Origin of the sequence: Algoriphagus limi, assembly GCF_024919275.1 — a bacterium.
Taxonomy (GTDB): domain Bacteria; phylum Bacteroidota; class Bacteroidia; order Cytophagales; family Cyclobacteriaceae; genus Algoriphagus; species Algoriphagus limi.
Map to the genome: position 1 here is coordinate 922,190 of NZ_JANWGH010000001.1, position 25,065 is coordinate 947,254.

General features: G+C 39.5%; 23 protein-coding genes. 11 read left to right on the forward strand and 12 right to left on the reverse strand.

Annotated features, from left to right (window positions below; genetic code table 11):
* Positions 1-11: 11 nt before the first annotated feature.
* Positions 12-707 carry a TetR/AcrR family transcriptional regulator gene (locus NY014_RS04080; RefSeq protein ID WP_259413259.1) on the forward strand — a complete coding sequence of 232 codons (696 nt, stop codon included), beginning with the start codon at positions 12-14 and terminating at the stop codon, positions 705-707.
* Between the two features lie 53 nt (positions 708-760).
* Here NY014_RS04080 and NY014_RS04085 read toward each other — a convergent pair whose 3' ends face one another.
* Positions 761-2,254 carry a peptide MFS transporter gene (locus tag NY014_RS04085; RefSeq protein ID WP_435520614.1) on the reverse strand — a complete coding sequence of 498 codons (1,494 nt, stop codon included), beginning with the start codon at positions 2,252-2,254 and terminating at the stop codon, positions 761-763.
* A gap of 345 nt (positions 2,255-2,599) precedes the next feature.
* Here NY014_RS04085 and pckA point away from each other — a divergent pair, with 345 nt between their 5' ends.
* Positions 2,600-4,201 (forward strand): phosphoenolpyruvate carboxykinase (ATP), encoded by a 1,602-nt coding sequence (gene pckA / locus NY014_RS04090; RefSeq protein ID WP_259413261.1) that lies wholly within the window; start codon positions 2,600-2,602, stop codon positions 4,199-4,201.
* A gap of 143 nt (positions 4,202-4,344) precedes the next feature.
* Positions 4,345-4,782, forward strand: coding sequence for a peptidylprolyl isomerase (locus NY014_RS04095; protein WP_259413262.1), 438 nt, complete (start codon positions 4,345-4,347; stop codon positions 4,780-4,782).
* A 27-nt stretch (positions 4,783-4,809) separates the two neighbouring features.
* Here NY014_RS04095 and NY014_RS04100 read toward each other — a convergent pair whose 3' ends face one another.
* From NY014_RS04100 to NY014_RS04115, 4 genes are all read right to left on the reverse strand, one after another.
* Positions 4,810-5,514, reverse strand: a complete 705-nt coding sequence (locus NY014_RS04100; RefSeq protein WP_259413263.1) for a TrmH family RNA methyltransferase — start codon at positions 5,512-5,514, stop codon at positions 4,810-4,812.
* Between the two features lie 8 nt (positions 5,515-5,522).
* A complete protein-coding gene (locus tag NY014_RS04105; protein ID WP_259413264.1) occupies positions 5,523-8,135 on the reverse strand; it encodes a DNA gyrase/topoisomerase IV subunit A in 2,613 nt (870 codons plus the stop codon).
* A 70-nt stretch (positions 8,136-8,205) separates the two neighbouring features.
* Positions 8,206-10,104: a DNA topoisomerase IV subunit B gene (locus NY014_RS04110; RefSeq protein ID WP_259413265.1), complete on the reverse strand. Its 1,899-nt coding sequence runs from the start codon at positions 10,102-10,104 to the stop codon at positions 8,206-8,208.
* Between the two features lie 5 nt (positions 10,105-10,109).
* The gene (locus NY014_RS04115) at positions 10,110-10,607 is read right to left on the reverse strand and encodes a DNA topoisomerase IV (protein ID WP_259413266.1); all 498 of its coding nucleotides are present in this window, start codon (positions 10,605-10,607) and stop codon (positions 10,110-10,112) included.
* Between the two features lie 234 nt (positions 10,608-10,841).
* Between NY014_RS04115 and NY014_RS04120 the strand changes: the two genes are divergently transcribed.
* The gene (locus NY014_RS04120; protein WP_259413267.1) at positions 10,842-11,243 is read left to right on the forward strand and encodes a hypothetical protein; all 402 of its coding nucleotides are present in this window, start codon (positions 10,842-10,844) and stop codon (positions 11,241-11,243) included.
* Here the strand turns inward: NY014_RS04120 and NY014_RS04125 are convergent.
* From NY014_RS04125 to NY014_RS04135, 3 genes are read right to left on the reverse strand one after another with little or no spacing between them, the layout of a single operon-like run.
* Positions 11,224-12,156 (reverse strand): ROK family protein, encoded by a 933-nt coding sequence (locus tag NY014_RS04125; RefSeq protein ID WP_259413268.1) that lies wholly within the window; start codon positions 12,154-12,156, stop codon positions 11,224-11,226. The genes NY014_RS04120 and NY014_RS04125 overlap by 20 nt on opposite strands.
* Before the next feature lie 45 nt (positions 12,157-12,201).
* Complete coding sequence (locus NY014_RS04130) at positions 12,202-12,690, reverse strand: YkgJ family cysteine cluster protein (RefSeq protein ID WP_259413269.1); 489 nt, start codon at positions 12,688-12,690, stop codon at positions 12,202-12,204.
* Between the two features lie 28 nt (positions 12,691-12,718).
* Positions 12,719-13,558: a CvfB family protein gene (locus tag NY014_RS04135; RefSeq protein ID WP_259413270.1), complete on the reverse strand. Its 840-nt coding sequence runs from the start codon at positions 13,556-13,558 to the stop codon at positions 12,719-12,721.
* A 168-nt stretch (positions 13,559-13,726) separates the two neighbouring features.
* On the opposite strand from NY014_RS04135, the gene NY014_RS04140 reads away from it, so the two are divergent.
* Positions 13,727-14,617: a 3-hydroxyacyl-CoA dehydrogenase family protein gene (locus NY014_RS04140; RefSeq protein WP_259413271.1), complete on the forward strand. Its 891-nt coding sequence runs from the start codon at positions 13,727-13,729 to the stop codon at positions 14,615-14,617.
* Between the two features lie 16 nt (positions 14,618-14,633).
* Positions 14,634-15,251 (forward strand): deoxynucleoside kinase, encoded by a 618-nt coding sequence (locus NY014_RS04145; protein WP_259413272.1) that lies wholly within the window; start codon positions 14,634-14,636, stop codon positions 15,249-15,251.
* A gap of 1 nt (position 15,252) precedes the next feature.
* Here the strand turns inward: NY014_RS04145 and NY014_RS04150 are convergent, their stop codons facing one another.
* Genes NY014_RS04150 through NY014_RS04160 form a run of 3 tightly spaced genes read right to left on the reverse strand, consistent with a single transcriptional unit; the run spans position 15,253 to position 16,507 of the window.
* The gene (locus NY014_RS04150; protein WP_259413273.1) at positions 15,253-15,897 is read right to left on the reverse strand and encodes a DUF7255 family protein; all 645 of its coding nucleotides are present in this window, start codon (positions 15,895-15,897) and stop codon (positions 15,253-15,255) included.
* Positions 15,898-15,900: 3 nt separating this feature from the next.
* A complete protein-coding gene (locus NY014_RS04155) occupies positions 15,901-16,359 on the reverse strand; it encodes a DUF2452 domain-containing protein (protein ID WP_259413274.1) in 459 nt (152 codons plus the stop codon).
* A 1-nt stretch (position 16,360) separates the two neighbouring features.
* The gene (locus NY014_RS04160; RefSeq protein WP_259413275.1) at positions 16,361-16,507 is read right to left on the reverse strand and encodes a hypothetical protein; all 147 of its coding nucleotides are present in this window, start codon (positions 16,505-16,507) and stop codon (positions 16,361-16,363) included.
* A gap of 169 nt (positions 16,508-16,676) precedes the next feature.
* Here NY014_RS04160 and NY014_RS04165 point away from each other — a divergent pair, with 169 nt between their 5' ends.
* The 5 genes from NY014_RS04165 (at position 16,677) to NY014_RS04185 (ending at position 23,985) form a co-directional block, all read left to right on the forward strand.
* Positions 16,677-17,015 (forward strand): Hpt domain-containing protein, encoded by a 339-nt coding sequence (locus tag NY014_RS04165; protein WP_259413276.1) that lies wholly within the window; start codon positions 16,677-16,679, stop codon positions 17,013-17,015.
* Between the two features lie 12 nt (positions 17,016-17,027).
* Positions 17,028-19,406, forward strand: coding sequence for a S9 family peptidase (locus NY014_RS04170; protein ID WP_259413277.1), 2,379 nt, complete (start codon positions 17,028-17,030; stop codon positions 19,404-19,406).
* On the forward strand, positions 19,399-21,111 hold the full coding sequence (gene ggt / locus NY014_RS04175; protein ID WP_259413279.1) for a gamma-glutamyltransferase: 1,713 nt from the start codon (positions 19,399-19,401) through the stop codon (positions 21,109-21,111). The genes NY014_RS04170 and ggt overlap by 8 nt, the downstream gene beginning before the upstream one ends.
* A 192-nt stretch (positions 21,112-21,303) precedes the next feature.
* Entirely contained in the window at positions 21,304-22,374 is a 1,071-nt protein-coding gene (locus tag NY014_RS04180; protein ID WP_259413280.1) for an alpha/beta hydrolase, read from the forward strand.
* A 3-nt stretch (positions 22,375-22,377) separates the two neighbouring features.
* A complete protein-coding gene (locus NY014_RS04185) occupies positions 22,378-23,985 on the forward strand; it encodes an amidohydrolase family protein (RefSeq protein ID WP_259413281.1) in 1,608 nt (535 codons plus the stop codon).
* Positions 23,986-24,006: 21 nt separating this feature from the next.
* On the opposite strand, the gene NY014_RS04190 is transcribed toward NY014_RS04185, so the two are convergent.
* Positions 24,007-24,966 (reverse strand): tryptophan 2,3-dioxygenase family protein, encoded by a 960-nt coding sequence (locus tag NY014_RS04190; RefSeq protein ID WP_259413282.1) that lies wholly within the window; start codon positions 24,964-24,966, stop codon positions 24,007-24,009.
* Between the last annotated feature and the right edge of the window lie 99 nt (positions 24,967-25,065).

Here is a 25,065-nt window from a genome sequence, read left to right on the forward strand (position 1 = left end):
GAATTGTTAAGATGCCAAAGGAGAAGAATAAGGAGAAGTTAATTCTGGATACAGCCATCTCCCTTTTTACAAAAAAAGGTTTTCAAGCCACCCGAATGGACGATATAGCTAAATCCGCGGGGATCAGTAAAGGCTTGACTTATTTTTATTATAAGAACAAAGAGGATTTGTTCATGGCTTTGACCAAAAAGGCATTTGACCTTTTTAAAGAAGAATTTCGCGAGGTTTATCTGATGAAAGGAATAAACGGCTTGGAAAAGCTCAATGAACTTGTAATTCGGGTCGTGGAATTCGCGAAGAAAAATCAGATCTTATACGATTCCATCATTGGCTTTATGGACCTTGTCAAGAAATATAATGATGAGGAAGCCAGAAAAACGATAGACCCTTTGATTTTGGAAAGTCAACATTTCCAGAAGCTTTTAGAAATCCATCACGAACCGGCAAAATTTGGTGTCATGATGGTTAGCCAAGGTATCAAAGATGGAAGTATCAGACCTGAACTTCAGCCTGAAATCACCTTCTACACTGTTTGGAGCATGATTATTGGATTTGAAAAAATGCTCGGTCCGATCGGATATGAAGGAAAAGAAGTAAAAATCAACCCAGAAAACTGGCAGCATGGATTTCTGAAATTACTACAGGACATGCTTAAAGGCACGATACAAGCCAGTCGTCCAGCAACAGTTCAGACTAGCTTATTTTAATAAAAAAGAAGGCAATCCTTGAGGATTGCCTTCTTTTTGAATCTAAGGGAAGATTAATGAACCTCTCCCATCATTTTTCTAATAATTGGCTTTAGTAAGAATAGAACTGCCGCTGAACCAATTACGGTATAAACAATCATCATGTATTGGTCGGGCATTTGCGCCAAAGCCTCTTCTGTTCCACCACTTGCTTCCCCTGCGATCAAACCTGCAAATAGGTTACCCAAAGAGACTGATAGGAACCAGATACCCATCATTTGTCCGCCATAACCCTTAGGTGCCAATTTGGTCACCAAACTCAAACCAACTGGAGAAAGCGCCAATTCACCAAAAGTGTGCAGCATGTAAGTCATGATCAACCAAGTTGGAGCAGCTAATTCACCAGAAGCAGCAATTTTGGCGGCGAAATACATTACTAGGAAACCAAGCCCCAACAAGAAAAGACCAAAGGTGAATTTCAAAGGAGAACTTGGCTCGAGGTTCTTTCTTCCCAGCCAAACCCACATTCCTCCAAAAATTGGAGCAAAAATGATAATGAACATGGAATTAATAGACTGGAAATAACCCGTAGGAATTTCAAATCCTAATACGGTCCGGTCTGTGAATCGCTCAGCAAACAAATTCAGCGTAGAACCCGCCTGCTCAAAACCCGACCAGAACATGGCTGAGAACAGGAATAAAATTGCAATTACTCCAACTTTGTTTCTATCAGATTTATTGAGCCCTCCAAAAAGAATCACGTAACCAAGATATCCAAATGCTACCAACGCGATAATAGTACCGGAAAGACTTGCAATTGCCGCAGCATTAATCGGAACAACACCTGTAAATAATACTGCTATAATTCCTAAAACCACCAAGCCGATCCAACTCACGGATTTCTTAAGGCGGCTTTGTTGTGATTTTTCAACCTCATCAACAGGAACCGGCGCCTCACCATATCCATCCAGAGAACTTCCGGTTAACTTATATTGGATCAATCCTAAGACCATTCCAAAACCAGCCAATCCAAAGCCCAGGTGCCAATCATATTCAGCAAGCGTACTACAAGCAATAGGTGCAATCAAAGCCCCTAAATTAATCCCCATATAAAAGATAGAGAATCCAGCGTCCCTCTTTGTGCTTCCTGTTGGATATAATTGACCTACAATGGAACTGATATTTGGCTTCAAAAGACCGGTTCCAAAGACAATTAGAATCAATCCCAGAAAGAAAGAATTAATATCAAGCGAACTCAGCTCAGTCTTGGAGGCGTAATCTCCAGAAGAAAAAATCCCCGGCAAAGCCATTGTGAAGTGGCCCATGGTAATGATTATCCCACCATACCAGACCGATTTTTTCAAACCGAATAGTCGATCTGCCAACCAACCTCCTGGCAATGCTAAGAGATAAACTCCCATCGTATATAGCCCATAAATAGCTCCGGAAGTTTTGTCATCAAAGCCTAAACCTCCATCTGCAATGGCAGCAGTCATAAATAGAATAAGGAGAGCCCGCATTCCGTAGTAGCTGAAGCGCTCCCACATCTCGGTAAAAAACAAGGTCATCAGACCTTTTGGATGGCCAAAAATAGTAGGCCCTTCAAATTCAGGATTATTTGGTGTTTCCAAGGATCAAGATTTTTTGGGTGTATAGATTTTACAATGATAAAGCAATTTGGTACTTACTTCCAAAAAAAGCCTTTGTAGATACTAAGATTATTCAATTCTTGACATGACAATAATCAGGCTAAGTCCAGCATAAAAAATAGAAATTCAAGATACCACCAAATAATTTTCTGAATTTTCTTCGTAATCGATTGAATGAGCAAAAAATGAAGATTTTTTGGTAATTGGTAAAAGGTATTTACTTAATTTTGAACAGACAATTTTCAGTATATAAACCCATTATTTATGCAGGATTTAGCCATGGATTTACAAACCTCTCCCCTGGATTTCCTTGATCTAACAACGAGCGGAAAAATCCACTACAATCTAACCCCAGCGGAGCTAATTGAACATTCATTAGCACGCAAAGAAGGTTCTTTGACTTCCACCGGTGCCCTAATGGCTGATACCGGAAAATTCACAGGAAGATCTCCAAAAGACCGCTACATTGTCAAAGATGCCAAAACCGAGCATACGGTTTGGTGGGGTGATATCAACATCCCCTTTGATGCAGAAAAGTTTGATAGTCTTCTTGAAAAAATGAAGAACTATCTGCAGGATAAAGACCTGTATGTTCGAGATGCTTTTGCAGGCGCAGATCCGGATTATCGATTAAACATTCGAATAATCAATACTTGGGCTTGGCATAATCTCTTCTGCAACAACATGTTCCTAAGACCTACTTCGGAAGAATTGGAGAATTTCGAACATGATTTCACCATCATTTGTGCGCCAGGGTTTGAAGCTGATCCCGCGATAGACGGTACCAAAAATCCCAATTTCGCTATTCTCAACCTGAGCAAGCGAATGATTTTAATTGGGGGCACAGGTTATGCCGGAGAAATGAAAAAAGGAATTTTTTCTGTACTGAATTACATCTTGCCTGCAGAAAGAAATACCCTTTCCATGCACTGCTCTGCCAACGTAGGCGAGGAAGGTGACACTGCGATTTTCTTCGGTCTTTCAGGTACTGGAAAAACCACCCTTTCTGCAGATCCAAAACGGGCTTTGATTGGAGATGATGAGCATGGATGGGCTGAAAATGGCGTATTCAATTTCGAAGGTGGCTGTTATGCAAAGGTCATTGACCTAAATCGGGAAAAGGAACCGGAGATTTATGACGCTATCAAGTTTGGAGCAATTGTCGAAAACACACGATTCAAACCGAATAGCCGAGAAGTGGATTTCATGAATAAATCTGTCACAGAAAATACTAGGACAGCCTACCCTATTCATTTCATTCACAATGCTAAAGATCCCTCAATTGCAGGCATTCCAAAAAACATCTTCTTCCTTACCGCAGATGCTTTTGGGGTGATCCCTCCTATTTCGAGACTTAATAAAAGTCAGGCAATGTATCATTTCATTTCTGGATATACAGCTAAGGTTGCGGGAACAGAAATGGGAATTACAGAGCCAAAACTCACCTTTTCAGCCTGTTTTGGAGCAGCATTCCTTCCATTACACCCTACGGCTTATGCAACGCTTTTCGGAGAAAAAATGGAAGAGTATCAAACCAATGTTTGGCTGGTGAATACCGGCTGGACTGGGGGGCATTATGGTGTAGGTTCTCGAATGAAGCTTTCCCATACACGAGGAATGATTACAGCAGCTTTGGAAGGAAAGCTTAACGATGTAGAATATAAAAAGCACGCTGTTTTTGGTTTCGATGTTCCTCAAAGCTGTCCGGGAGTTCCAAGTGATGTCCTAAACCCTAGAAACACCTGGAAAAATCCAGAGGATTATGATAAACAAGCCTGGGTTCTTGCTGAGTCCTTCATCCAAAATTTCGAACAGTTTGAGGAATTTGCATCTGAAGACATTCTGAAAGGAGCTCCAAAAATCTAAATACATTCAATAACCCAACTATAACCCCAAGCCCACTTTTAATGAAGTGGGCTTTTTTCGTCTCAAATCTTAATTAAAATCAAATATTTCAGATTCAAATCTTATTTTTGGCAACCTTAAATAACTTAACTCCAACCAATTCCATGAAAACAGCTGAAATAATCACTGAAAAGGGAACAATGAAAGTTGAATTCTATGAAAAGGATGCTCCCAATACAGTGAAAAATTTTATTGACTTATCGAAAAAAGGATTCTATGATGGACTCACTTTTCATCGAGTTATTCCAAATTTTGTAATCCAAGGTGGATGCCCTGAAGGAACAGGAAGAGGAGGACCAGGTTACATGATCGATTGTGAATTGACTGGAGAAAATCAATTCCATGACCGTGGCGTTCTTTCCATGGCGCATGCTGGAAGAAACACAGGAGGATCTCAGTTTTTCATTTGTCATAATCGAGAAAATACCCGACATCTAGACCGTAATCATACTTGCTTTGGAAAAGTCTATGAAGGATTGGATGTGATAGATGATATAAGAGCTGGTGATAAAATTGAAAAAATTATCATTCACGAAGAATAAAGAAAAAATCCCCGATTGGGGATTTTTTTATGCCTTACTAATTTTCCAATAGTGCTTTTCATGAAGGTCCGATCGCTTAACTATTGACCGATACCATTTCATTCGGAGGATATCTTTTTCGTATTCTGAGAGATAAAAATCAGGATGATTAAAACTTTCAGCTTTTTGTATCAATTCATAAAGAAAGATCGATGCAGAAACTGAAATATTGAAGCTTTCTGTAAACCCAAGCATTGGAATATGAACCAAACCGTCTACCTTTTCTTTTACCTCTTCAGAAATTCCTTCGTGCTCATTTCCAAATACCAAGGCTATTTTTTCCTTGGGTTCTAACTTTTCCAAAGGAATGGAATTTGGTGATGGACTGGTACCGAAAATTTTATATCCTTTTTCTCTTAATTTATCAAAGCAAGCATCAACTGAGGAACCTTCCTTTCGATAGTATTTATGTAAATCTACCCATTGGGCGGCTCCTCTAGTGACGTAAGGATTGACTTTATAGGCATTGGTTTTTTCGATCACGTGCATATCCTGAATCCCGAAGCAATCACAAGTTCGAATCACCGCACTTGCGTTGTGAGGTTTGTGGATATTTTCTAAAACAACCGTAATAAAACGTGTCCTTTTTTCGAGAACATCATCAATCAGTTTCTTTTTATGGTCTGTAATGTATTGACCTAAATAATCCAAAAGTCCCTGATCAAATGCTATTTCTGGCTGTTTTTGACTCATGAATTTATTTAAAACAAGCCCAACTGTTCTTCATCAGAATCTTTTTTAGGACTTAGATCAATGGTACTACCTACTTCCAACTCATCTGAGTCATCATCCTTTTTATCCGCCTTTTCTTTATTTTCAGACTTTTGGGAAGAAATTAAATTCACCTGTTTAACCGGGTGAGAACTCAATTTATTTCCAATAGCCTTCCAACCTTTCACATCGATCAGCATATCCAGATCATATTCCTGCTCCTCTTCAGTTTTTCCTTTTAGAACAAGAACCTTGACTTGAGGCTGTTTTTCAGTAGAAATCAATTTGAGATAAGAAGATCGATGGTCTGTAATGAAGTTGAACTTCTTGTTCATCGTCGTGGTCTCAATTTGGAATCGCTTCACGTAATAAGTTTTGCTACCTCCATCATAATAAACTGCCGACAAGACTTTCTCAGGATCAAATTTTTCAATCAAAAGAACTTCATTCGGCTCATATCGATTGGTCAATTCAAATCCTGTCAACTCATAATCTCCTGATTTGTAGCAAACCAAAATTTTATCTTCTCCCAAAAAATTACCGATTAATTGTCCTCTTTCATCGGTATTCAACCGGCCAACAACCGGGTCATAATAAATATCCAAACCTCCTAAGGTGGAAACACCTTCCATCTTAAGCTGAACTTTTCTTACTGGATATTTTGTCAAAATATTTCCTCCTGCACCTCGCCCTTTGATATCCAAGTCGGCAAAATCAAAATCAAAAACTTTTACTCTAGCCTTCGCCCCTTGAGTGAGATAAACCGTCACAATTTCAGCTTCTCCATTTGGATTAGCCGTCAAATACAAAACCTTTGATCCTTTGGTGCCTTTGGTCAGATCATATTCCCGATCCCTGGTAACACCGCCTGGCTGAAAACGCTTCACCATCGCGCGTCCACTGGTACCATCCAGGTAAATCAAATTGAAGGTCAGCCGGTCATCGTTTTTCCTGAAAATCCCCACATGAAGAATGTCCTTTCCCATGAAAAGCTTATCCTGAATCTTGGAAACCATCATTTTTCCATCCTTTCGGATCGCGATGATATCATCCAAATCAGAACAATCACAAACGAATTCATCCTTCTTGAGACCAAACCCAACGAATCCATCTTTGCGGTTTACATATAGTTTCGCATTGTTGGCCGCTACAACGGTAGCCTGAATAGTATCAAAGGCGCGGATTTCAGTTTTTCGCTCACGACCTTTCCCGTATTTCTCGAGAAGTCTTTGGTAATATTTAATCGAATATTCAGTCAGATGACGGAGATTGTAATTCACCTCCTTCAACTCTTCTTGCAATCGACGCATTAATTCATCGGCCTTGAACGAGTCATACTTGGAAATTCGCTTGATTTTGATTTCTGTAAGGCGAACCAAATCCTCTTGAGTGATCTCTCTATAAAAATCAGGCTTATAAGGATCCAGCCCCTTGTCAATCGCTTGAAGAACTTCTTCCCAAGTGGTACATTCTTCTATATCTCTATAAATCCGATTCTCGATAAAGATTTTTTCCAAAGAGGAAAAAAGTAACTTTTCCATTAACTCCCCTTTGCGGATTTCTAATTCCTGCTTGAGAAGCTTTTTGGTTTGCTTGGTATTGTACTCTAAAATGTCATTGACAGAAAGAAATACCGGCTTTTCATTGATGATCACACAGGCATTTGGAGAGATAGAGACCTCACAATCCGTAAATGCATAAAGCGCATCAATGGTCACATCAGGTGAAACTCCTGTAGCTAAATGAACCTGAATCTCAACATCTTTGGCAGTATTGTCTACTACCTTTTTTATTTTGATCTTCCCTTTATCATTGGCTTTCAAAATAGAATCGATGAGAGAATCCGTGGTTGTACCATACGGTATTTCTTTGATTACCAAAGTCTTGGTATCCTCTTCTTCAATTCTTGCACGAACCTTTACTTTTCCCCCTCGAAGACCTCCGTTATACTCACTAAAGTCAGCTAAACCTCCAGTAAGGAAATCAGGAACAATATTGGTTTTGTTGCCTTTTAGAATTTCAATGGAGCCTTCAATGAGTTCACAGAAGTTATGAGGAAGGATTTTTGTCGAAAGTCCAACCGCAATTCCTTCAACCCCTTGAGCCAATAAAAGCGGGAATTTTACAGGTAGCGTAACCGGTTCTCTTTTTCTACCATCATAGGAAAGTTGCCATTCAGTCGTTTGAGGATTAAAGACAACTTCAAGAGCAAATTTTGAAAGTCTTGCCTCAATATATCGTGCGGCAGCAGCTGAATCCCCTGTTCGAATATCACCCCAGTTACCCTGAGTCTCAATCAATAGATCCTTTTGACCCAAATTCACAATAGCATCACCAATTGAAGCATCACCATGCGGGTGATATTGCATGGATTGGCCGATGATGTTTGCCACTTTATTGAATCTGCCATCATCCATTTCCTTCATGGCGTGCAGAATTCTTCTTTGAACTGGCTTTAGACCATCTTCAATAGCTGGAACAGCTCGCTCCAAAATCACATATGAAGCATAATCCAGAAACCACTCCTTATACATTCCCGTCACTGGGACTGAATCGTGCAGGTTCTCGTCTCCAGGATTAATTATATTTTCGTTGTCACTCATGTCAACAGTTTTATCTCAAGCTCAAACCAATAAAAACACGCTTTATAGCGAAATTTCAAGCATGTTAAACTTATGCCGCCTCTTCCTCCTCAGTTTCAGGCTCATTTTTGGGATCGTCCAAAGCCAGGTCTTTTTCAACCTTCAGATTTTTGATAATGAAGTTTTGACGATCAGGGGTATTTTTCCCCATATAGAATCCCAACAAGTCAGCAATTTTGGTGTCTTTTCTCAGAATAATAGGCTCAAGGCGAATATCCTCCCCAATAAATTTCCCGAATTCCTCAGGAGAAATTTCCCCTAAACCCTTGAAGCGGGTAATTTCTGGCTTATTCCCAAGCTTATGAATAGCTCTTTGACGCTCTTCATCTGAATAACAATAGATCGTCTCTTTCTTATTTCGAACTCGGAAAAGGGGCGTATCCAGAATAAATAAATGACCATTTTTTACCAAGTCTGGGAAAAACTGCAAGAAATAGGTCATAATCAAAAGCCGAATATGCATACCATCCACGTCGGCATCGGTCGCAATTACAATCTTTCGATAACGAAGCCCTTCGATTCCATCCTCAATATTCAAAGCATGCTGAAGAAGGTTAAATTCCTCATTTTCATAGACCACCTTTTTGGTCATTCCATAGCAATTCAGAGGCTTTCCACGCAGTGAAAAAACAGCTTGAGTCTGCACATCACGGGATTTGGTGATGGAACCTGAAGCTGAATCACCTTCTGTAATGAACAACATGGTGTTGTTTTTCAAATCCTCATCTGCTTTGTTATCGTCGTAATGAACCCTGCAATCTCTCAACTTTTTGTTATGAAGATTAGCCTTTTTAGCCCGTTCATTCGCCAATTTTTTGATACCGGAAATTTCCTTACGTTCCCGCTCAGACTGAAGAATTCTTTTTAATAAAGCATCCGCAGTTGCAGGATTTTTATGCAAGTAATTGTCGAGTTCAGTTTTAACAAAATCATTAACAAAGGTTCGAAGAGTCGGACCCTCTGGACCTACATTTTGAGAACCAAGTTTAGTCTTTGTTTGGGACTCAAAGACTGGTTCTTGAACCCGAACAGCTATCGCTCCAACAACGCTCTGACGGATATCAGAAGCATCGAAGTCTTTTTTATAAAACTCTCGAACAGTTTTAACAATAGCCTCACGGAATGCTGCTAAATGTGTCCCCCCTTGCGTAGTGAATTGTCCATTCACAAAAGAGTAGTATTCTTCACCATACTGATTTGAGTGAGTCAAAGCCATTTCGATATCATTTCCCTTCAAATGAATGATAGGATATCGAATAGTCTCTTCATCTACCTTATTGGAAAGAAGGTCATACAATCCCTTGTCAGAAAAATACTTCTTCCCGTTGTAGTTGATTGTTAAACCAGCATTGAGGTAAGCGTAATTCCAGATTTGATTTTCGAGGTATTCTGGAATGAAGTGATAGTTCTTAAAAACAGTCGAATCCGGTGAAAAAATCACTTTTGTACCGTTTCTTTCTGAGGTTTTCTCGATTTTTTTATCCTCAATCAAAACTCCTTTTTCGAACTCGGCAACTTTGCTTTCTCCATCACGGAAAGACTGAACTTTGAAATACTCTGAAAGCGCATTCACAGCTTTGGTACCAACACCATTCAAACCCACAGATTTTTGGAAGGCGCCGGAATCATATTTACCCCCTGTATTGATTTTGGAAACACAATCAATCACTTTTCCTAAAGGAATACCTCTTCCGTAATCCCTTACTTCTACTCGATGTTCGGAAATCTTTACGTCGATGGTTCGTCCATACCCCATCATATGCTCATCGATAGAGTTGTCGAGCACCTCTTTTACAAGGACATAAATCCCATCATCTTGGGCGCTACCATCTCCTAATTTCCCGATATACATACCTGGCCGGAGGCGAATATGCTCTCGCCAATCCAGGGATTTTATACTGTCTTCTGTGTAGTTTACAGGGTTTGCCATAACTGTTACTCAGATTGATTTTGGAGTTGCTTGGTTTTTCCAACAAATAGCAAAAAGAGTGCGAGGACCCAAATTGCAAGTAGGCTTGGAATTAAATAAAAGAAAAAACTGAATTGCTCGGCTCCAATTTCTTGCTGATTATTGATAGAATGTGTGTAAAAAACCATCATTCCTAAACTCAAATTCAAGATTCCTCCAAAGGAATAAAACCAAGTCAAAATATAATCCCGAAAAGGATCGCCCTTAGGAAAAATACGATGAAATTTGACAGAGGTCTTGGTTTCTAGCATTTTAGGAGGAAGAAGTGCAATGGCATTGAATAGGACAAAAAGAGCTACCATACCATAGAAGAAATTCCCCTTTTCCCATCTAAGCAACTCCTCTCCCTCTACCTGAGGACGAAGTGAAACTTGCTCTGGCAATGCAGAGTAGAAATACAACAAGAAAAAGAGGAAAAACAAGATGCTCAGGAAATAGAAAGCTTTCCCAAATCGATAATACATATGCTTGAATTTAGTTGCGCTAATATACAGGATTTGACTAAACAGCGGGAGGATAAAAGGGTTTACCCTTAAGACAAATTGTGTCAAAAAATTCAATAAACTGAAAGTCAAGCAGAAATTCCTTGGCACAGAATTGAAATACTTGAATCAATCCCAATTCTATCTACTAATCACTCTTTGAAAAGATAAATTGAACTTGCTGTCTATGAAATGCACATTACCTTTGTAAAAGCTATGAAAAATTCCATTTATTCTGTTTTCGCATCTGTCTTTCTGATGGTGATTTCTTTTGCAACCTTCTCTTGTAGCCAGAAATTGGATGCAGGTGCTATAAACTTAGAGAATTGGAAAGCAGATCGGGATGGATGTAAAGGCCTTCGACTCCAAGATTTGAATGAAATAGAAAATGTAAAAAATAATTTTCTTGGAGCCAGCAATCAGGCTTTGATTAAGACTTTTGGAAGGCCCGATCGAGTTGAATTAGTCGACAAAAGCCAAAGCTTTTTTTTCTATTATTTGGAACCAAGTTCAGATTGTGAAGGGATAGAAAGCGAAAAAGAACCCCTTAAGGTTCTTTTCCGAATGAATGCTCTGTCTAAAGTTTCTGAAGTAACAATTACAGACCTGAACCCATAAAGCACAATGCCGCAGCACCTAAGGTGCCAGCATTATTTTCTAAAGTCGCTTTCTTCAAATTCAGGTCTTTGTTGTAGTAATTGGTGAGGTGTTGACGTATGGTACGTTCCAAAGCAGGCATCATAAATTCCAATCCAGCAGAAATTCCTCCTCCAAAGTAAACCTCTGTCACGTCCAAGATTCGAACGGTAGAGACAATAGCTTGTCCCAGGATCTCCCCTACTTCCTCAAAAACCATCAAAGAAACCTCATTCCCTTCACGGGCTGTTTCTACTAATAAATGAGCTCCTAAAGTTGCGCCTTCTAATCTCCCGGCTTTGTGAGGAAAAGCGGCTATCATCCGCTCAAGGATATCCAAGATTCCTTTTCTACCAATCAAAGTTTCCAGTCGCGCATTTCCTTTAGAAAGCATATGCCCCATTTCCATCGCATTTCCACGAGAACCTTTGAACACCATCCCGTCCAAAACCAAAGCACTTCCAATTCCAGTGCCTAATGTAATGAAAAGAAAATTATCAGAAGGATCATCTTTTCCGAAATAGAATTCACCGATCGCTGCTGCTGCAGCATCATTTTCCAAGAAAAACTCTTTGTCGGGATAAGTTGCCTCTAAACTTTCCTTCAGGTTAAAATTATTTAAACTGGGAATCGCTGGAATTTCAAGTGGAGTTGTTCGGTCTTTAGAAATCAATCCTGGTAATCCAATTCCTACCTTTTCAACTTGAGGGTATTTACGGAAATATTTGGAGAGTCCTTCGGTAAATGCCTGGCCAAAACCCTTTGGATGATCCCGAAAAGGCGTCGTATCTTCCTTCTCAAAATCAAGGATTTCTCCATTTTTATTGACTAATCCAATCTTTAAATGGGTTCCCCCCACGTCCACTCCCAAAAAGTGTGTTTCCGTTTGTTCCATAGAGTTATTTATAGGTTTGATTCTCAAAAAAGCCAAAAATTCGGCTTACTTCCTATATTCTTTATCCAACTGGCGGAAAATTTTATGAACCGCCGGGCAGATCAAAGTATTTTTCAGGCTTAAGTTAAGAATACCTCGCATATTTTTCCGATTGGTATGGGGATATTCCCGACAAGCCTTTGGTCTATCCTCATAAACTAAGCATTTATTGTCCTCTCCCAAGAAAGGACAAGGGGAAGATTTTAAGACATAATCCCCTTCTTCATCCCGATCCAAATACTCATCAATAAAGGCTGCACTTTTTTGCCGGAATACCCGAGCAAGTCTATCAATATCTGTTTGCAAAAAAATCGGACTTGTGGTTTTACAGCAATTCGCACATTCCAAACAGTCTATTTCCTCGAATACTTCCTCATGAAAATTTTCGAATTTTTGATCAAGCTCTTTTGACTTCAATCGCTTAAGCCTATCCAATAATTTTTTATTAGCTGGGTAATCCGACCGACTTTCTTTCTGAAAATTTTCTAAATCCATTTTAGAATCAGGTTGTTAAAGGACTCACTCATGAACCCTTTTTGGAAAGACTGATACCGTCCTCTAAGATCTGGATTTCTCTTGCTTTATAGAGTTGTCCAATGCACTGCTTAAAATGCTTTTTACTCATTCCAAGCAAAACCTTGATTTCTTCCGGGTCAGATTTATCATGCAAAGGCAAAAAGCCCTTCTCTTTCAAAATTTCAAGAATCTTTTCAGCACCTTCTTCATATTTGACTCGACCAGTGGGTAATAATTGCAAATCTAACTTCCCATCATCTCGTCGCTTTTTAACAAAAAGACGCTTTTTTTCTCCCAACTGAAGCTGCTGAAATACTTCATTTGCATAAAGCAAACCCTCATATCGGTCTTCTAATAGAACCTTATAACCCAAATCAGTTTTCTCAAAAATCAACCCTTCGACCTCGTTTCCGGGTTCATAGTCTTTTGGAGCCGGATAGAAAAAGTCACGATATTTTCCAGAACCAATCAGTCTATTGGTTCGGTAATCCATACAAACTTTTACCAGGTACTTATTTCCCGCTTGCATGGGCTTTCCCATTTCTGCCTTTGGGACAAAAAGATCTTTGGGTAGTCCCCAGTCTAAAAAAGCCCCAATCTGTGTCACTTCTTTGACTTCAAGCACAGCCCATTGATCCAAAGTGGCTTTGGGGGTATCCGTAACAGCAACAGGTCTGTCTTCACTATCAGTGTAAATGAAAACGGAAAGAACATCTCCTTCACGTTCATTTCCAGTCAGATAACGCTTTGGCAACAAAACTTCCTCACCGGATTTGGTAGCCAAATAAGCACCAAAGTCAGTAAACCGGTTGATGGGAAGTAAACTGATTTGACCGAGTTCTTCCATACTTCAAAGGTAAGATATAAATCATCTACCTCCTGAAAAATAAGACAAACAAAGTCAGAGAAGCTAAAGTTAAAAATTGGAAATGCTCCTTTTGAGGGGTAGTTTTGAAACTCGATTTCAGAGAGAAATTTAAACCCAAATAATTCATCTTTAAACGTACCTTCCTTCATGAAAAATATTACAGTAATCGGTTCTGGAACCATGGGAAATGGGATTGCCCATGTTTTTGCCCAGCGAGGATATGAAGTTTCACTTGTAGATCTCAAGGAGGAATTTTTGCAAAAAGCATTGGCTACCATAGGCAAAAATATGGATCGTCAAGTATCCAAGGGACTTATTTCTGAAAGTGAAAAAGAAGCTTCCCTTTCTCGCATAAAAATTTTTACCGATTTAAATGCAGGAGTTCAGTCTGCTGATTTGGTAGTAGAAGCTGCAACTGAAAACATGGCCATCAAATTGGATCTTTTCCGTCAATTAGATGAATTGACTCCACCTGCTGCCATTCTTGCTACAAATACTTCTTCCATTTCAATCACAAAAATTGCAGCAGCTACTAAGCGCCCCGGGCAAGTAATCGGCATGCATTTCATGAATCCAGTTCCAGTGATGAAGTTGGTAGAGGTGATTCGTGGCTATGCTACTTCGGATGAAGTGACCAAAACTATTATGAATCTTTCAAAGGACTTGGGAAAAGTGCCTGTGGAAGTAAATGACTATCCTGGATTTGTTGCAAATCGAATCTTGATGCCAATGATCAATGAAGCGATTTACAGCTTATATGAGGGAGTTGCAGGAGTAGAAGAAATAGACACTGTGATGAAACTAGGAATGGCTCATCCTATGGGTCCACTTCAATTGGCAGATTTCATTGGATTGGATGTTTGTCTTTCCATTTTAAGAGTACTTCATGATGGATTCGGAAACCCTAAATATGCCCCATGCCCGCTATTGATTAATATGGTCGAAGCAGGGTATAAAGGAGTTAAAACCGGTGAGGGATTCTATAAATACACTCCAGGAAGCAAAGATTTGGTCGTATCACCAAGATTCATCAAATAATAATTAAGTAAGAAATATGCATTTAGCAGTATCCGGAAATATCGGAAGTGGGAAGACTACGCTTACAGAGAAGCTGGCCAAGCATTATAATTGGAAGGCTGAATTTGAGGCTGTGGACAATAATCCTTATCTCCCGGATTTTTATGAAGACATGAAGCGGTGGGCTTTCCACCTCCAAGTCTATTTTCTCAATTCACGCTACAATCAAATCCGAAAAATTCAGGAAAGTCAAGAGAATACGATTCAGGACAGGACGATCTATGAGGACGCTTATATTTTCGCAGCTAACCTGTATAAAAGCAAACTTCTAACGGAGCGGGATTATTGGAATTACAGAAGTTTATTCGATTCCATGATTCAGCATGTAAAGGCTCCGGATTTGTTGATTTATCTTAAAGCCGATATTCCCAAGTTGGTAGGTCAAATTGAGAAGCGAGGAAGAACTTATGAAACCGCCATGCGGATCGATTACCTCAAAAACCTGAACCAGCACTACGAAGATTGGATTGCGGGCTACAAAGAAGGAAAACTCCTCATTATAGATGTGAATGATCTGGACTTTGTGGAAAGGCCTGAGGATTTTTCCTTTATCGTAGAAAAAATTGAACGAGAAATGTTTGGCCTGTTTGCTTAAATCAGGCCAATTTTCTCATTAGCCAATTGAAAATCATCTCTCGCTGTTCTTCTTTCGGATTAATTAGAATTTGATCCAATCGCTTTAAAGAACCTCCAGTCATTAGCGTTTCGTAGGGACAAAGCCGGATTAACTTGTATCCATGAATTCTCGTCAAAATATCTATTTGACTGTCATTATAGGCCTGCAATTTCCAACCTGAGGCTCCATTTCCTGAAAAATCTCCCGGCTCGTTGGCTTTCCCAAAAAGCCGTTCAGCAATGGGAGGCCCATTCCAAATCCTAGATTGTAAACCCGACTTGACTGCATCTTTCTCGTAATTTCTACAAAGCCTTTTATAGGCGTCCACAAATGAAAAATTCATCTCTGAATACAATTCAGAGCGTAATGAGACAAGCCTATATCGGTTGAAATGAACTTCTGCATCCCACAAAATCAAATGGCGATTGACCTTAAAGTCCAATTTGATTTTTTCAAAAAGTGGGATCGATCCTTCACCTCCTAAATCTGAAAATATTTCTTTAAGCCAATTTTTGCCTTTTTCATCCAAATAATGAGGAACTATTGGAAGATCAACTTCCGACTCATAGTCAGCGCCACCATCTTTGAGAATTAAGTCAAGCTGACGGGTCATCAAATGCACCATGGATCAGACGTTTTCTCGAATGATTTCCCAAGTATGATCGGCGAGCAACCTCACTTCTGCAATGAAATGTGCCCAATCCTTTTTTCTACCCCATTCCTCCGGAGCTATCATACTTAGGAAGTCTGTACCATCAGATTTTTGATACAAAAAATAGATATGATTTATCAGTGGTTCGAATCCTATTGCTGCTTGATAAATACGCTCTGAAACTTCAACTCGAGCCTTGATTTTCTCTGCCTGCTCAGCCAATAATTTCATCTGCTGGTAAATCTGGGCCATTTGCATATCGGTTTGTGAATGCATGGCGGCCACAGCTCGACCCGTAATTTTACCCTTGTCTTCAGGCTTGACAATAGCGCTTCCGGAATGATGTGCATAAGGCAAAGTCCCTGGATTTTCAGATACTTTGTCTTTCATCCGCTCCAAATCAAGCTCTTCAATATTGATTTTTTTTCCGTTCATTTTACTCTTGTCCGGTAGAGATCCGTTCCTTCAAATTTCCTTTTGATCCCGGGAAAGTGGTCTTTTGAGAAATGTCATACCCTATCCACAACATGATAGCCATGAAAATGAAGAAAAGGATTAAGAATATTTTTTTTCCTCTGCTCATAAAGGTCACGAAGCTTAGATAGAAAACAAAATTAAACCCAAATACCCAAAAGATGATTCCCTCGGTTCAATTCTTTCTTATTAGAAATAATGCTTTTTGAAAAATGTTTATATTTTTAAGAAAACTCTTATTAGGGTAATCATTCAATCTCAGATTTTTCGCCAAAGACATGTATCAATACATCAGTGAATCTTCCATTTACCAATATTTTGGAGAAGACGATCCGGATATGATTCGGGAAATGATCCAAATTATTCTTGATACCAATATTCATGATTTGGAAGAATTGCCTCATTTTTATCACGAGAAAGACTTTTTGACCATTAAAAAAAGATGTCACAAGGCGAAACCTTCCATGAGCTATATTGGAGCGGTAAAAACCAGAAAACTTCTGGAGGAAATCGAAGAAAATCTAGAAGCCTCTCAAGACATTAATGAAATGCTTCAATCTCATTTGGCAGGAATTAAACGAGAATTGGGAGATTTTCTGGAAACAGTGAGGAAATAAAAACCATTACACATGCGAAAACTTTCATTGTTTGGGCTATTTATTTTAGTCCAAGGAGTTCTGTATGCTCAAAGCACATTGAGTGTTGAATACATCATGCGGGATCCGAAATGGATGGGATATTTTCCTTCGGATATCCGCTGGAGTGATGATAGTCAAACCATTTATTTCGACTACAATCCAGAAGGAAATCCAAGTGATTCCCTTTATCAAATCCGGCTGAATAAACTTGAAGAATTCGGCAAAGTGGACTGGAGAAAGGAACGGTCTATGCGCCGAAATCAAGCATCTTATAATAAGGACAAAAGCAAAAGACTTTTTATAATGCCGAATGATCGGATCATCCTGGAAAGTCTACCTAGTGGAGAGCAAAAGGAAATTTTGAATTGGTACACAAGGGTAAGCATTCCAACCTTTTTGGCAGATGAAAACTTGATCTCTTTTGTTAGCGAGCAAAACATTTACACTTTAAATCTGCAAACCGAAGCGATTAAACGTGTCACCAATATCTCTACAGGAAATAAGCCAGGAAGACAAGATCGAAGAAATTCGGATTCAGATTCCTCAAAACCCTTTCTGGAAGAAGAAAATCTGAAACTCTTGGAAGTTGTACGTCAGCGTGAGGAGAAACGGAAGCAAAGTCAAGCCTATCGAGAAGCAACTCAATTAGAGCCTGAGGAGGAATTCACATTCTACACAGAGGGAAAAAATCCATCCAACCTCCAACTGTCCCCAGATGGAAAATTTGCAAGCTTCACTTTCTACAAAGCAGCCAGCAATAAAAACACTAAGGTTCCGAATTATGTAGATGCCTCCGGCTATACAGAAGACTTGAATGCACGGCCAAAAGTTGGAACAAACCCAACTACTTCGGAAATAGGAATTTACAATTTAGAAAAGGATACTGTTTACTTTATCAATACTTCTACCCTGCCCGGATTGTCAGATCTTCCTGATTATGTCAAAGACTATCCTGATAAAGAATGGTCTCAAAAAGAACGAGACTTAGCTTTATATGGACCCGTATTTTCGCCAGATGGATCTAAAGCAATCATTCAAGCTCGTTCTTTGGACAATAAAGATCGATGGATAGCTCTTGTCGATTTAGAGACCGGTGAACTAAGCAGCCTAGATAGGCAAAGGGATGAAGCTTGGATTGCAGGCCCTGGAATCGGCTGGACATTTTCTGGAGGAACGCTGGGATGGCTCCCCGATAACAAACACATCTATTTCCAATCCGAAGAAACCGGGTATTCTCATCTCTATTTACTTGATGTAGAAAAAGGAAACAAGAAAGCACTTACCAAAGGAGAATTTGAGGTTTTTGATCCCTTCCTATCCAAGGATGGCTCACATTGGTATTTGACTACATCAGAGGTTGATCCTGGAGAAAGAAATTTCTACAGGATGCCAGTTACCGGAGGGAAAATGGAGAAACTCACCGAAATGACCGGAAACAATCAGGTTACCTTATCTCCCGACGAAAAACACCTTGCAATCCTTTATTCCTACAGCAATTCGCCCGCAGAGCTTTATTTGCAGGAAAACAAAGTTGGAGCAAAGCCAATCAAATTGACTGATGGTCAAAGCGAGGAATTTAAATCCTATGATTGGCGAGATCCAGAGATTATAAGATTTACAGCACAAGATGGTGCAAAAGTACCCGCAAGGATTTACGAGCCAGATCCTTCCAAGAAAAATGGAGCTGCTATCATTTTCGTTCATGGTGCAGGCTATCTCCAAAACGTGCATAAATGGTGGAGCAGTTACTTTAGAGAATACATGTTCCATAATCTATTGGCTGATTTGGGATATATTGTCTTGGATATTGATTACCGTGCCTCAGCTGGATATGGTCGAGATTGGCGAACTGGAATTTACCGTCACATGGGTGGAAAGGACCTTTCTGACCAGGTGGATGGAGCCAAACACCTGATAGAAGAATATGGAATTGATGCGGATAGAATTGGGATTTACGGAGGTAGTTATGGAGGTTTTATCACCTTGATGGCTTTGTTTACAGAGCCAGAAGTATTTAAATCAGGCGCTGCACTTCGTTCAGTGACAGACTGGGCGCATTATAATCATGGTTACACCTCCAACATTTTGAATACACCTGAGGAAGATCCGATCGCCTATCGAAGATCCTCTCCTATTTATTTTGCCGAAGGCCTAAAAGGAAATTTATTAATGGCGCATGGAATGTTGGATGTTAATGTGCATTTTCAAGACGTAGTTCGTCTTTCTCAACGATTAATCGAATTGGGAAAAGATAATTGGGAAATGGCTATTTATCCGGTGGAAGATCACGGATTTGTTGAGCCAAGTTCCTGGACAGATGAATATAAGCGTATCCTTAAACTCTTCAACAGCACTTTATTGAATGAATAGAACCGCCTACATCCGTTTTGCTGCTCTTCTTTTGAGCATCCCCTTTCTGGTATTTTCCTGTAAAACACCTACAGAAGAAAAAGAACCAAAAAGAGGATTAATCGCAGAAAATGCCATGGTTGTTTCAGCGCGTGGTGAAGCTTCAAGAATAGGTGTCGAAATCATGCAAAAGGGAGGAAATGCCTTTGATGCGATGATGGCTACCGAAATGGCACTTGCCGTCACTTTTCCCTTTGCAGGAAATTTGGGAGGCGGAGGCTTTGCTGTTTATCGTATGGCAAATGGAGATATAGGCTCTATAGATTACCGGGAAAAAGCTCCGGGAGCTGCATATAGAGACATGTATTTGGATGAGAATGGAGAAGTAATTCCTGGTTTAAGTACCAAAGGAGCACTAGCCTCAGGAGTTCCAGGAACCATTGCAGGGATTTTTGAAGCTCAATCTAAATTTGGAAAGCTCGACCCAAAGGAAATTTTACAACCTGTAATTGATCTGGCAAGAAATGGTTTTGTGGTTAGTACTCAACAAGCAAACAGACTTCAAGGCATCCGAGATGTAGTGCGAGAAGTAAATGGAGAAGACACATTTTATGGCAAGGAATATAATGCAGGCGACACCATCAAAAATATCGCCTTAGCAGAGACTTTAGAGCGAATAGCAAACAATGGCCGCGATGAGTTCTACAAAGGAGAAACAGCCCAAGTTCTGGTAAACCACATGAAGGAAATGGGTGGAATTATAACGCTAGAAGATCTAGCTTCCTATGAAGCAGTTTGGAGGAATCCTATTGTCTTTGACTACAAGGATCTTCGGGTAATTTCAATGGCACCCCCAAGTTCAGGCGGAGTGACTATCGGACAAATTTTGAAAATGGTTGAGCCTTTTGATCTAAAAAGTATGGGCCATAACTCGGCTGACTATGTTCAGGTGCTCACAGAAGCTATGCGAAGAGCCTATGCTGATAGAAATTATTATTTAGGCGATCCAGACTTTGTAGAGATTCCAATTGCTGAGCTTTTGGATGATGAGTATTTGAAAAATCGAATGGAAAGCTTTAATCCAGAAAAGGCCACACTATCCTCAGATATAGCAGAAGGATCTGTTCTTTTTGCCGAAAGTATGGAAACAACCCACTACTCCATCATGGATGCTGAGGGAAATGCTCTTGCTGTGACCACTACCTTGAATGGTGCCTATGGATCTAAAGTTTACTTGGATGAATTGGGCTTTTTCATGAATAATGAAATGGACGACTTCAGCAGCAAAGCAGGAGTTCCAAATATGTTTGGTTTAATAGGGGCTGAAGCAAATAGTATAGCACCTGGAAAGCGAATGCTGAGTTCTATGACTCCTACATTGGTAGAAAGAGACGGACAACTCTGGATGATTGTAGGAACTCCGGGAGGATCTACCATCATTACGGCAGTAGCCCAAACGATTCTGAATGCTTATGAATTTGACATGACCATGCAAGAGGCTGTGGAAGCCCCACGCTTTCATCATCAATGGCTTCCTGATCAAATTTTATTTGAGGAAAATTCTCTGGATAGTACTTTATTGAAAATATTAACTGCAAAGAATTACCTGATTAATGAAGGGCGTACTCCAATCATTGGTTCCGTCGATGCAATTATGGTTTTGCCAGATGGAAAGCTAGAGGGAGGAGCAGATCCTAGAAGGGAAAATGAAGCAGCTGGATATTAAGATTCTAAGGCCTTGAATTAACTCAAGGCCTTTTTCTTTTGCTAAAATCACTTACGGTATTGAGTTGATTTCAAAAGCCAAAACATTTGTAAATCAGGCAATTATTTTTAAAATTAAGTAGGATTTTTATTCCAGCCACATCCTTAAAGGCTGGATATTGAATCATTTTTAACCCTTAAAATCTCTTTCACCATGGTTACCCATTACATTATTACCAACCGGGAAGTTACTTCCAGAAGAAGCCGAAACTACATTTCTGTCAATGAAAAGGAGTATATGCGAAAGGATGGAGATGAAGAAGCAAGACACAATCTCCGGTACGGAACAGTAAGCTTCGATCCTAAAAAAGCCAAGAAGCTGAAGGACTTCAATATTCAAATCATACCTGAAGTTGACGAAGCTCTACTAGCAAGTTATGCGGATGATAAAGATGTAAACAAGGCAAAATTTCCCTCAACTCACATTTTCAATGAACTCTATGAATCCGGGATAAAAGCTAGTAAGAAGACTCCTGGTGGAGATCATATTAGAATCTCAGAAGATATCATGGTTTTTGTCCATGGCTTTAAGTCTGATCTGGAAACAGCCATGCAAACGCTCTGTGAACTTCACAAAAAATATGTGGAACCAGATAACTCGACCATAAAGCACATAGTCCTATTTACCTGGCCCGCTAAAAAGAAATTACTGAAATATAGATCGGACGCTTATGATGCTATGCAGTCCGGGTTTGCTTTAGCAAGATCTATGGCTTCACTTCGCGAGTTTTTCAAAAAGAAATTTGTGGAAGAACGAAAGCCCCTTTGCGATCAAAAAATTCATTTAATGTGCCACAGTATGGGGAATCGCGTGCTTGAAAACATGGTAAAAGGCGTACAGGATATTGGCATGGATATCAATTCTATCTTCGGAGAAATTCTTCTTGTCGGGGCTGATATAGATTATTACGCATTGGAGCGCCCAAATCCCCTTTATCGATTGATTGATTTTGGAGAACGTGTTCATGTTTACTATCACAACAAGGATCAGGCTCTAGGAATCTCAGAATTAACCAAGAATGCATTTAATAGATTGGGAAGATGGGGAGCCAAAAACTCGGTGAATTTAGCCGATGACATCTACCAATGTGATGTAACTGATATAGAGGATGATAAAGGAATTTTAAATGATACCGTTCACCATTGGTATTATTACAATTCTCCTTCTGTGGTTGACGACATTATAGAGGTCATGAAAGGCGGACATTCAATTTTTAGCATGTAAGCAATGGGAAAGCGTAAATTTTCAGACCTGCATTGCCATAATCATATGCGCGCTCATTTTCATATGCAGGAAAAAGAAAAAAAGTTTAGAAGAAAAGAGGAATTCAGCCCTTGGACAGTAATTGCTTCCAATCACCGCAATCATCAGCAAGGAAAAATGGGCGCCAGCTACAGTCAAATTGATTTAGTGAAATGCTGGAATTCTAATCTTAGGCTTACTTTTAATTCTTTATATCCCCTAGAAAGGCAATTTGTAAAAGGAATAGATCCAAAAATCGGAAAAGACAAGTGGTATCGGTTTCTAACCTCAGCAATTCTAGGCTCAAAAGGTCTTAGAAGGGATTTGTTGCAAACAGCTTATATGCGTATTCCCGATAAGGTGGTGGATTATTTTCAATCAGACGATTATGACTATTGGGAATCCTTACAAAGGGAACGGGATTTTGTCTTGATGGATTCAGGAAAAAGAATTCGAAAAAATGAAATTCATGTTCCTAAAGCTTTCCTTCGAGAAGAACGACTAGCAAGAAAATTTGCAAGTCAACATCCCCGCTCCTACCAAGTAAAAGAAGCCTGCTATCGAGTTCCAAAGGATAAAGCAGAATTAGTCCAATCCATAGATGACGATTCCGAGATCACGATGATTTTAACAATTGAAGGGGCTCATGCTCTGGGAACAGATAGAGTTGACTCCATTGAGGAAGTCTCTAAACGAGTGAAATCAATCAAAAAAGACTGGCCTACACCTGTCTTTTTCATCACGTTTGCACATCACTTCGACAATCATCTTTGTGGCCATGCCCATTCTATTCCAGGAATGGGAAAAATCCTGATGGATCAATCCAAACGAATGAATGCTGGATTCAATAATAATGGAAGGAGAATACTCAAGGAATTATTGAGTCTCAATTCCGATTTGGTTAGAGATGATTCTTTGGGATATCGAGTATTGATCGATGTAAAGCACATGAGCGCCCGTTCTCGAAAGGAGTTTTATAGTTTGGTCAAAAAATGCCTTGAAAAAGGTGATCGAATTCCGGTTATCGCTTCACATTGTGGCTATTCAGGAATTTCCTCCTTAGATCAACACATTGAATGGGAGAAAAAGGAAAAAGATGATTACACTGACCCAAGTGGAAAATTCAATGCTTGGAACATCAATATATGTGATGAAGACATTGAAATGTTCGTCAAAACCAAGGGAATGTTTGGACTTTCTTTTGATCAACGGATTTTAGGAATTACAAAGGAAGACCTTGAAAAAAATCCAAACCGAAATGGCATTCAACTGATTTGGGAAAATATTGAAGCCGTATTGAAAAGTGCCTATAAAAATCCTAATCTCTCTCCATCTGAAAAGGCTCAAATATGGAAATCTATCACAATAGGGACGGATTTTGAAGGGCTAATTGATCCAGTTGATCCCTTTCCAACTGCCTTAGAATTTGATAGCTTCAGCAAGAAATTGGCTAGTGAAATTGATTCAGCCCGTTTGGAAGCAAATAAGCCCCATCTCGCTCATCTCAAAACCAAAGAAGATGTGGAAAAAGCAGTAGATGATTTTTGCTTTAACAATGCCTCCAATTTTGTAAAGGAGAATTACCCGAAATAATTGGATTAAGAAAAATCGATCTTAATCCTCTCCAAATATCTCTTTTACAACCCAACCTTTGCCCCACTCTTCTTGTTCTTTTTCGGTCCAGAGCTCCGGGAAGAAAATCACTTTCTGAAAACGTGGAGGAAGATATTTCTGCCAGTTAGTGCCGCCTGTAGCAGCAATATCCACTGGATCTTTCTGAAGATATCTGACAGCTGATTTATAATGCGCCAGTGGCCAAAAAACATTTGCCTTTAGATCAAATTGCTTCATTAATTCAGTCATCTCCTTAGATGGATTTTCCAGCTCCATATATCGCTGCCAGATGTTTTTGCGCCTATATCCATCGATCAACTCCTTCAATTTTTTCCCGTATTTCAAATTGAAGTTTTTCAAAGTCAATGTTTTTTGACCAGTTGCCAATTCGATAGCTCCACGCTGCCAATATAGATGCTCGAAAATATCATCTGCCGGAGAATGATAATCAAAGTCCTTTCGGTCCGACAAGGTTACCAGTTGATATGCATCCGTAGCCATTAGCTCTATCTCACGATATTGAGCACTTTGGAAACCAGAGGAAGGAAGCAAGGACATTCTGAATTTCAAGAATTGGTCTCGTTCCATTCCTTTCCACATCATTGCAAAGGAAGAAATCAGGTGATCAAAATACATCAGAATTCGACCTAACCTTGTTTTAAAAAATCCCTCATCCAAATCTTCCTTATCAGAAATCTGCTCCATTTCTGAAATGATCAATTTGAAATAGAGTTCGGTGATTTGGTGGTAAATAATAAAAATTTTTTCATCCTTAAAGCTGGTTTTAGGCTGCTGAAGGGACAATAGAACATCCAAATTGATATATTCCCAATACGTCAAATAGTCTGCATACAAAAGACCTTCCAGATAGGAAAGCATGTCTTGACCAGAAGCTTTAAACTTCTCTTCAAGCTGTTTGATTTTTTCAAGGATTCGGGGATCAAATTGGGGGTTTTCCATCTCAAAATTTTATCAAAAATGATAGTTTTTTACCCCCCGATCTGTTTATTTCGAAAGGCATTGGGTTTACTTCCCGACAAAAATCACTGATTCAATTCA

Excerpts from the sequence above, each read along its gene's own strand:
- NY014_RS04100 (WP_259413263.1), bottom strand. The coding sequence starts at position 5,514 with ATGAGTCAAAAACAGCCAGAAATAGCATTTGATCAGGGACTTTTGGAT.
- NY014_RS04140 (WP_259413271.1), top strand. The coding sequence starts at position 13,727 with ATGAAAAATATTACAGTAATCGGTTCTGGAACCATGGGAAATGGGATT.
- NY014_RS04170 (WP_259413277.1), top strand. The coding sequence starts at position 17,028 with ATGCGAAAACTTTCATTGTTTGGGCTATTTATTTTAGTCCAAGGAGTT.
- NY014_RS04110 (WP_259413265.1), bottom strand. The coding sequence starts at position 10,104 with ATGGCAAACCCTGTAAACTACACAGAAGACAGTATAAAATCCCTGGAT.
- NY014_RS04135 (WP_259413270.1), bottom strand. The coding sequence starts at position 13,558 with ATGGAAGAACTCGGTCAAATCAGTTTACTTCCCATCAACCGGTTTACT.
- NY014_RS04150 (WP_259413273.1), bottom strand. The coding sequence starts at position 15,897 with ATGGTGCATTTGATGACCCGTCAGCTTGACTTAATTCTCAAAGATGGT.
- NY014_RS04095 (WP_259413262.1), top strand. The coding sequence starts at position 4,345 with ATGAAAACAGCTGAAATAATCACTGAAAAGGGAACAATGAAAGTTGAA.
- NY014_RS04185 (WP_259413281.1), top strand. The coding sequence starts at position 22,378 with ATGGGAAAGCGTAAATTTTCAGACCTGCATTGCCATAATCATATGCGC.
- NY014_RS04190 (WP_259413282.1), bottom strand. The coding sequence starts at position 24,966 with ATGGAAAACCCCCAATTTGATCCCCGAATCCTTGAAAAAATCAAACAG.
- NY014_RS04080 (WP_259413259.1), top strand. The coding sequence starts at position 12 with ATGCCAAAGGAGAAGAATAAGGAGAAGTTAATTCTGGATACAGCCATC.
- NY014_RS04085 (WP_435520614.1), bottom strand. The coding sequence starts at position 2,254 with ATGACCTTGTTTTTTACCGAGATGTGGGAGCGCTTCAGCTACTACGGA.
- NY014_RS04105 (WP_259413264.1), bottom strand. The coding sequence starts at position 8,135 with ATGAGTGACAACGAAAATATAATTAATCCTGGAGACGAGAACCTGCAC.
- NY014_RS04160 (WP_259413275.1), bottom strand. The coding sequence starts at position 16,507 with ATGAGCAGAGGAAAAAAAATATTCTTAATCCTTTTCTTCATTTTCATG.
- NY014_RS04145 (WP_259413272.1), top strand. The coding sequence starts at position 14,634 with ATGCATTTAGCAGTATCCGGAAATATCGGAAGTGGGAAGACTACGCTT.
- ggt (WP_259413279.1), top strand. The coding sequence starts at position 19,399 with ATGAATAGAACCGCCTACATCCGTTTTGCTGCTCTTCTTTTGAGCATC.
- NY014_RS04155 (WP_259413274.1), bottom strand. The coding sequence starts at position 16,359 with ATGAACGGAAAAAAAATCAATATTGAAGAGCTTGATTTGGAGCGGATG.
- NY014_RS04120 (WP_259413267.1), top strand. The coding sequence starts at position 10,842 with ATGAAAAATTCCATTTATTCTGTTTTCGCATCTGTCTTTCTGATGGTG.
- NY014_RS04125 (WP_259413268.1), bottom strand. The coding sequence starts at position 12,156 with ATGGAACAAACGGAAACACACTTTTTGGGAGTGGACGTGGGGGGAACC.
- pckA (WP_259413261.1), top strand. The coding sequence starts at position 2,600 with ATGCAGGATTTAGCCATGGATTTACAAACCTCTCCCCTGGATTTCCTT.
- NY014_RS04165 (WP_259413276.1), top strand. The coding sequence starts at position 16,677 with ATGTATCAATACATCAGTGAATCTTCCATTTACCAATATTTTGGAGAA.
- NY014_RS04130 (WP_259413269.1), bottom strand. The coding sequence starts at position 12,690 with ATGGATTTAGAAAATTTTCAGAAAGAAAGTCGGTCGGATTACCCAGCT.
- NY014_RS04180 (WP_259413280.1), top strand. The coding sequence starts at position 21,304 with ATGGTTACCCATTACATTATTACCAACCGGGAAGTTACTTCCAGAAGA.
- NY014_RS04115 (WP_259413266.1), bottom strand. The coding sequence starts at position 10,607 with ATGTATTATCGATTTGGGAAAGCTTTCTATTTCCTGAGCATCTTGTTT.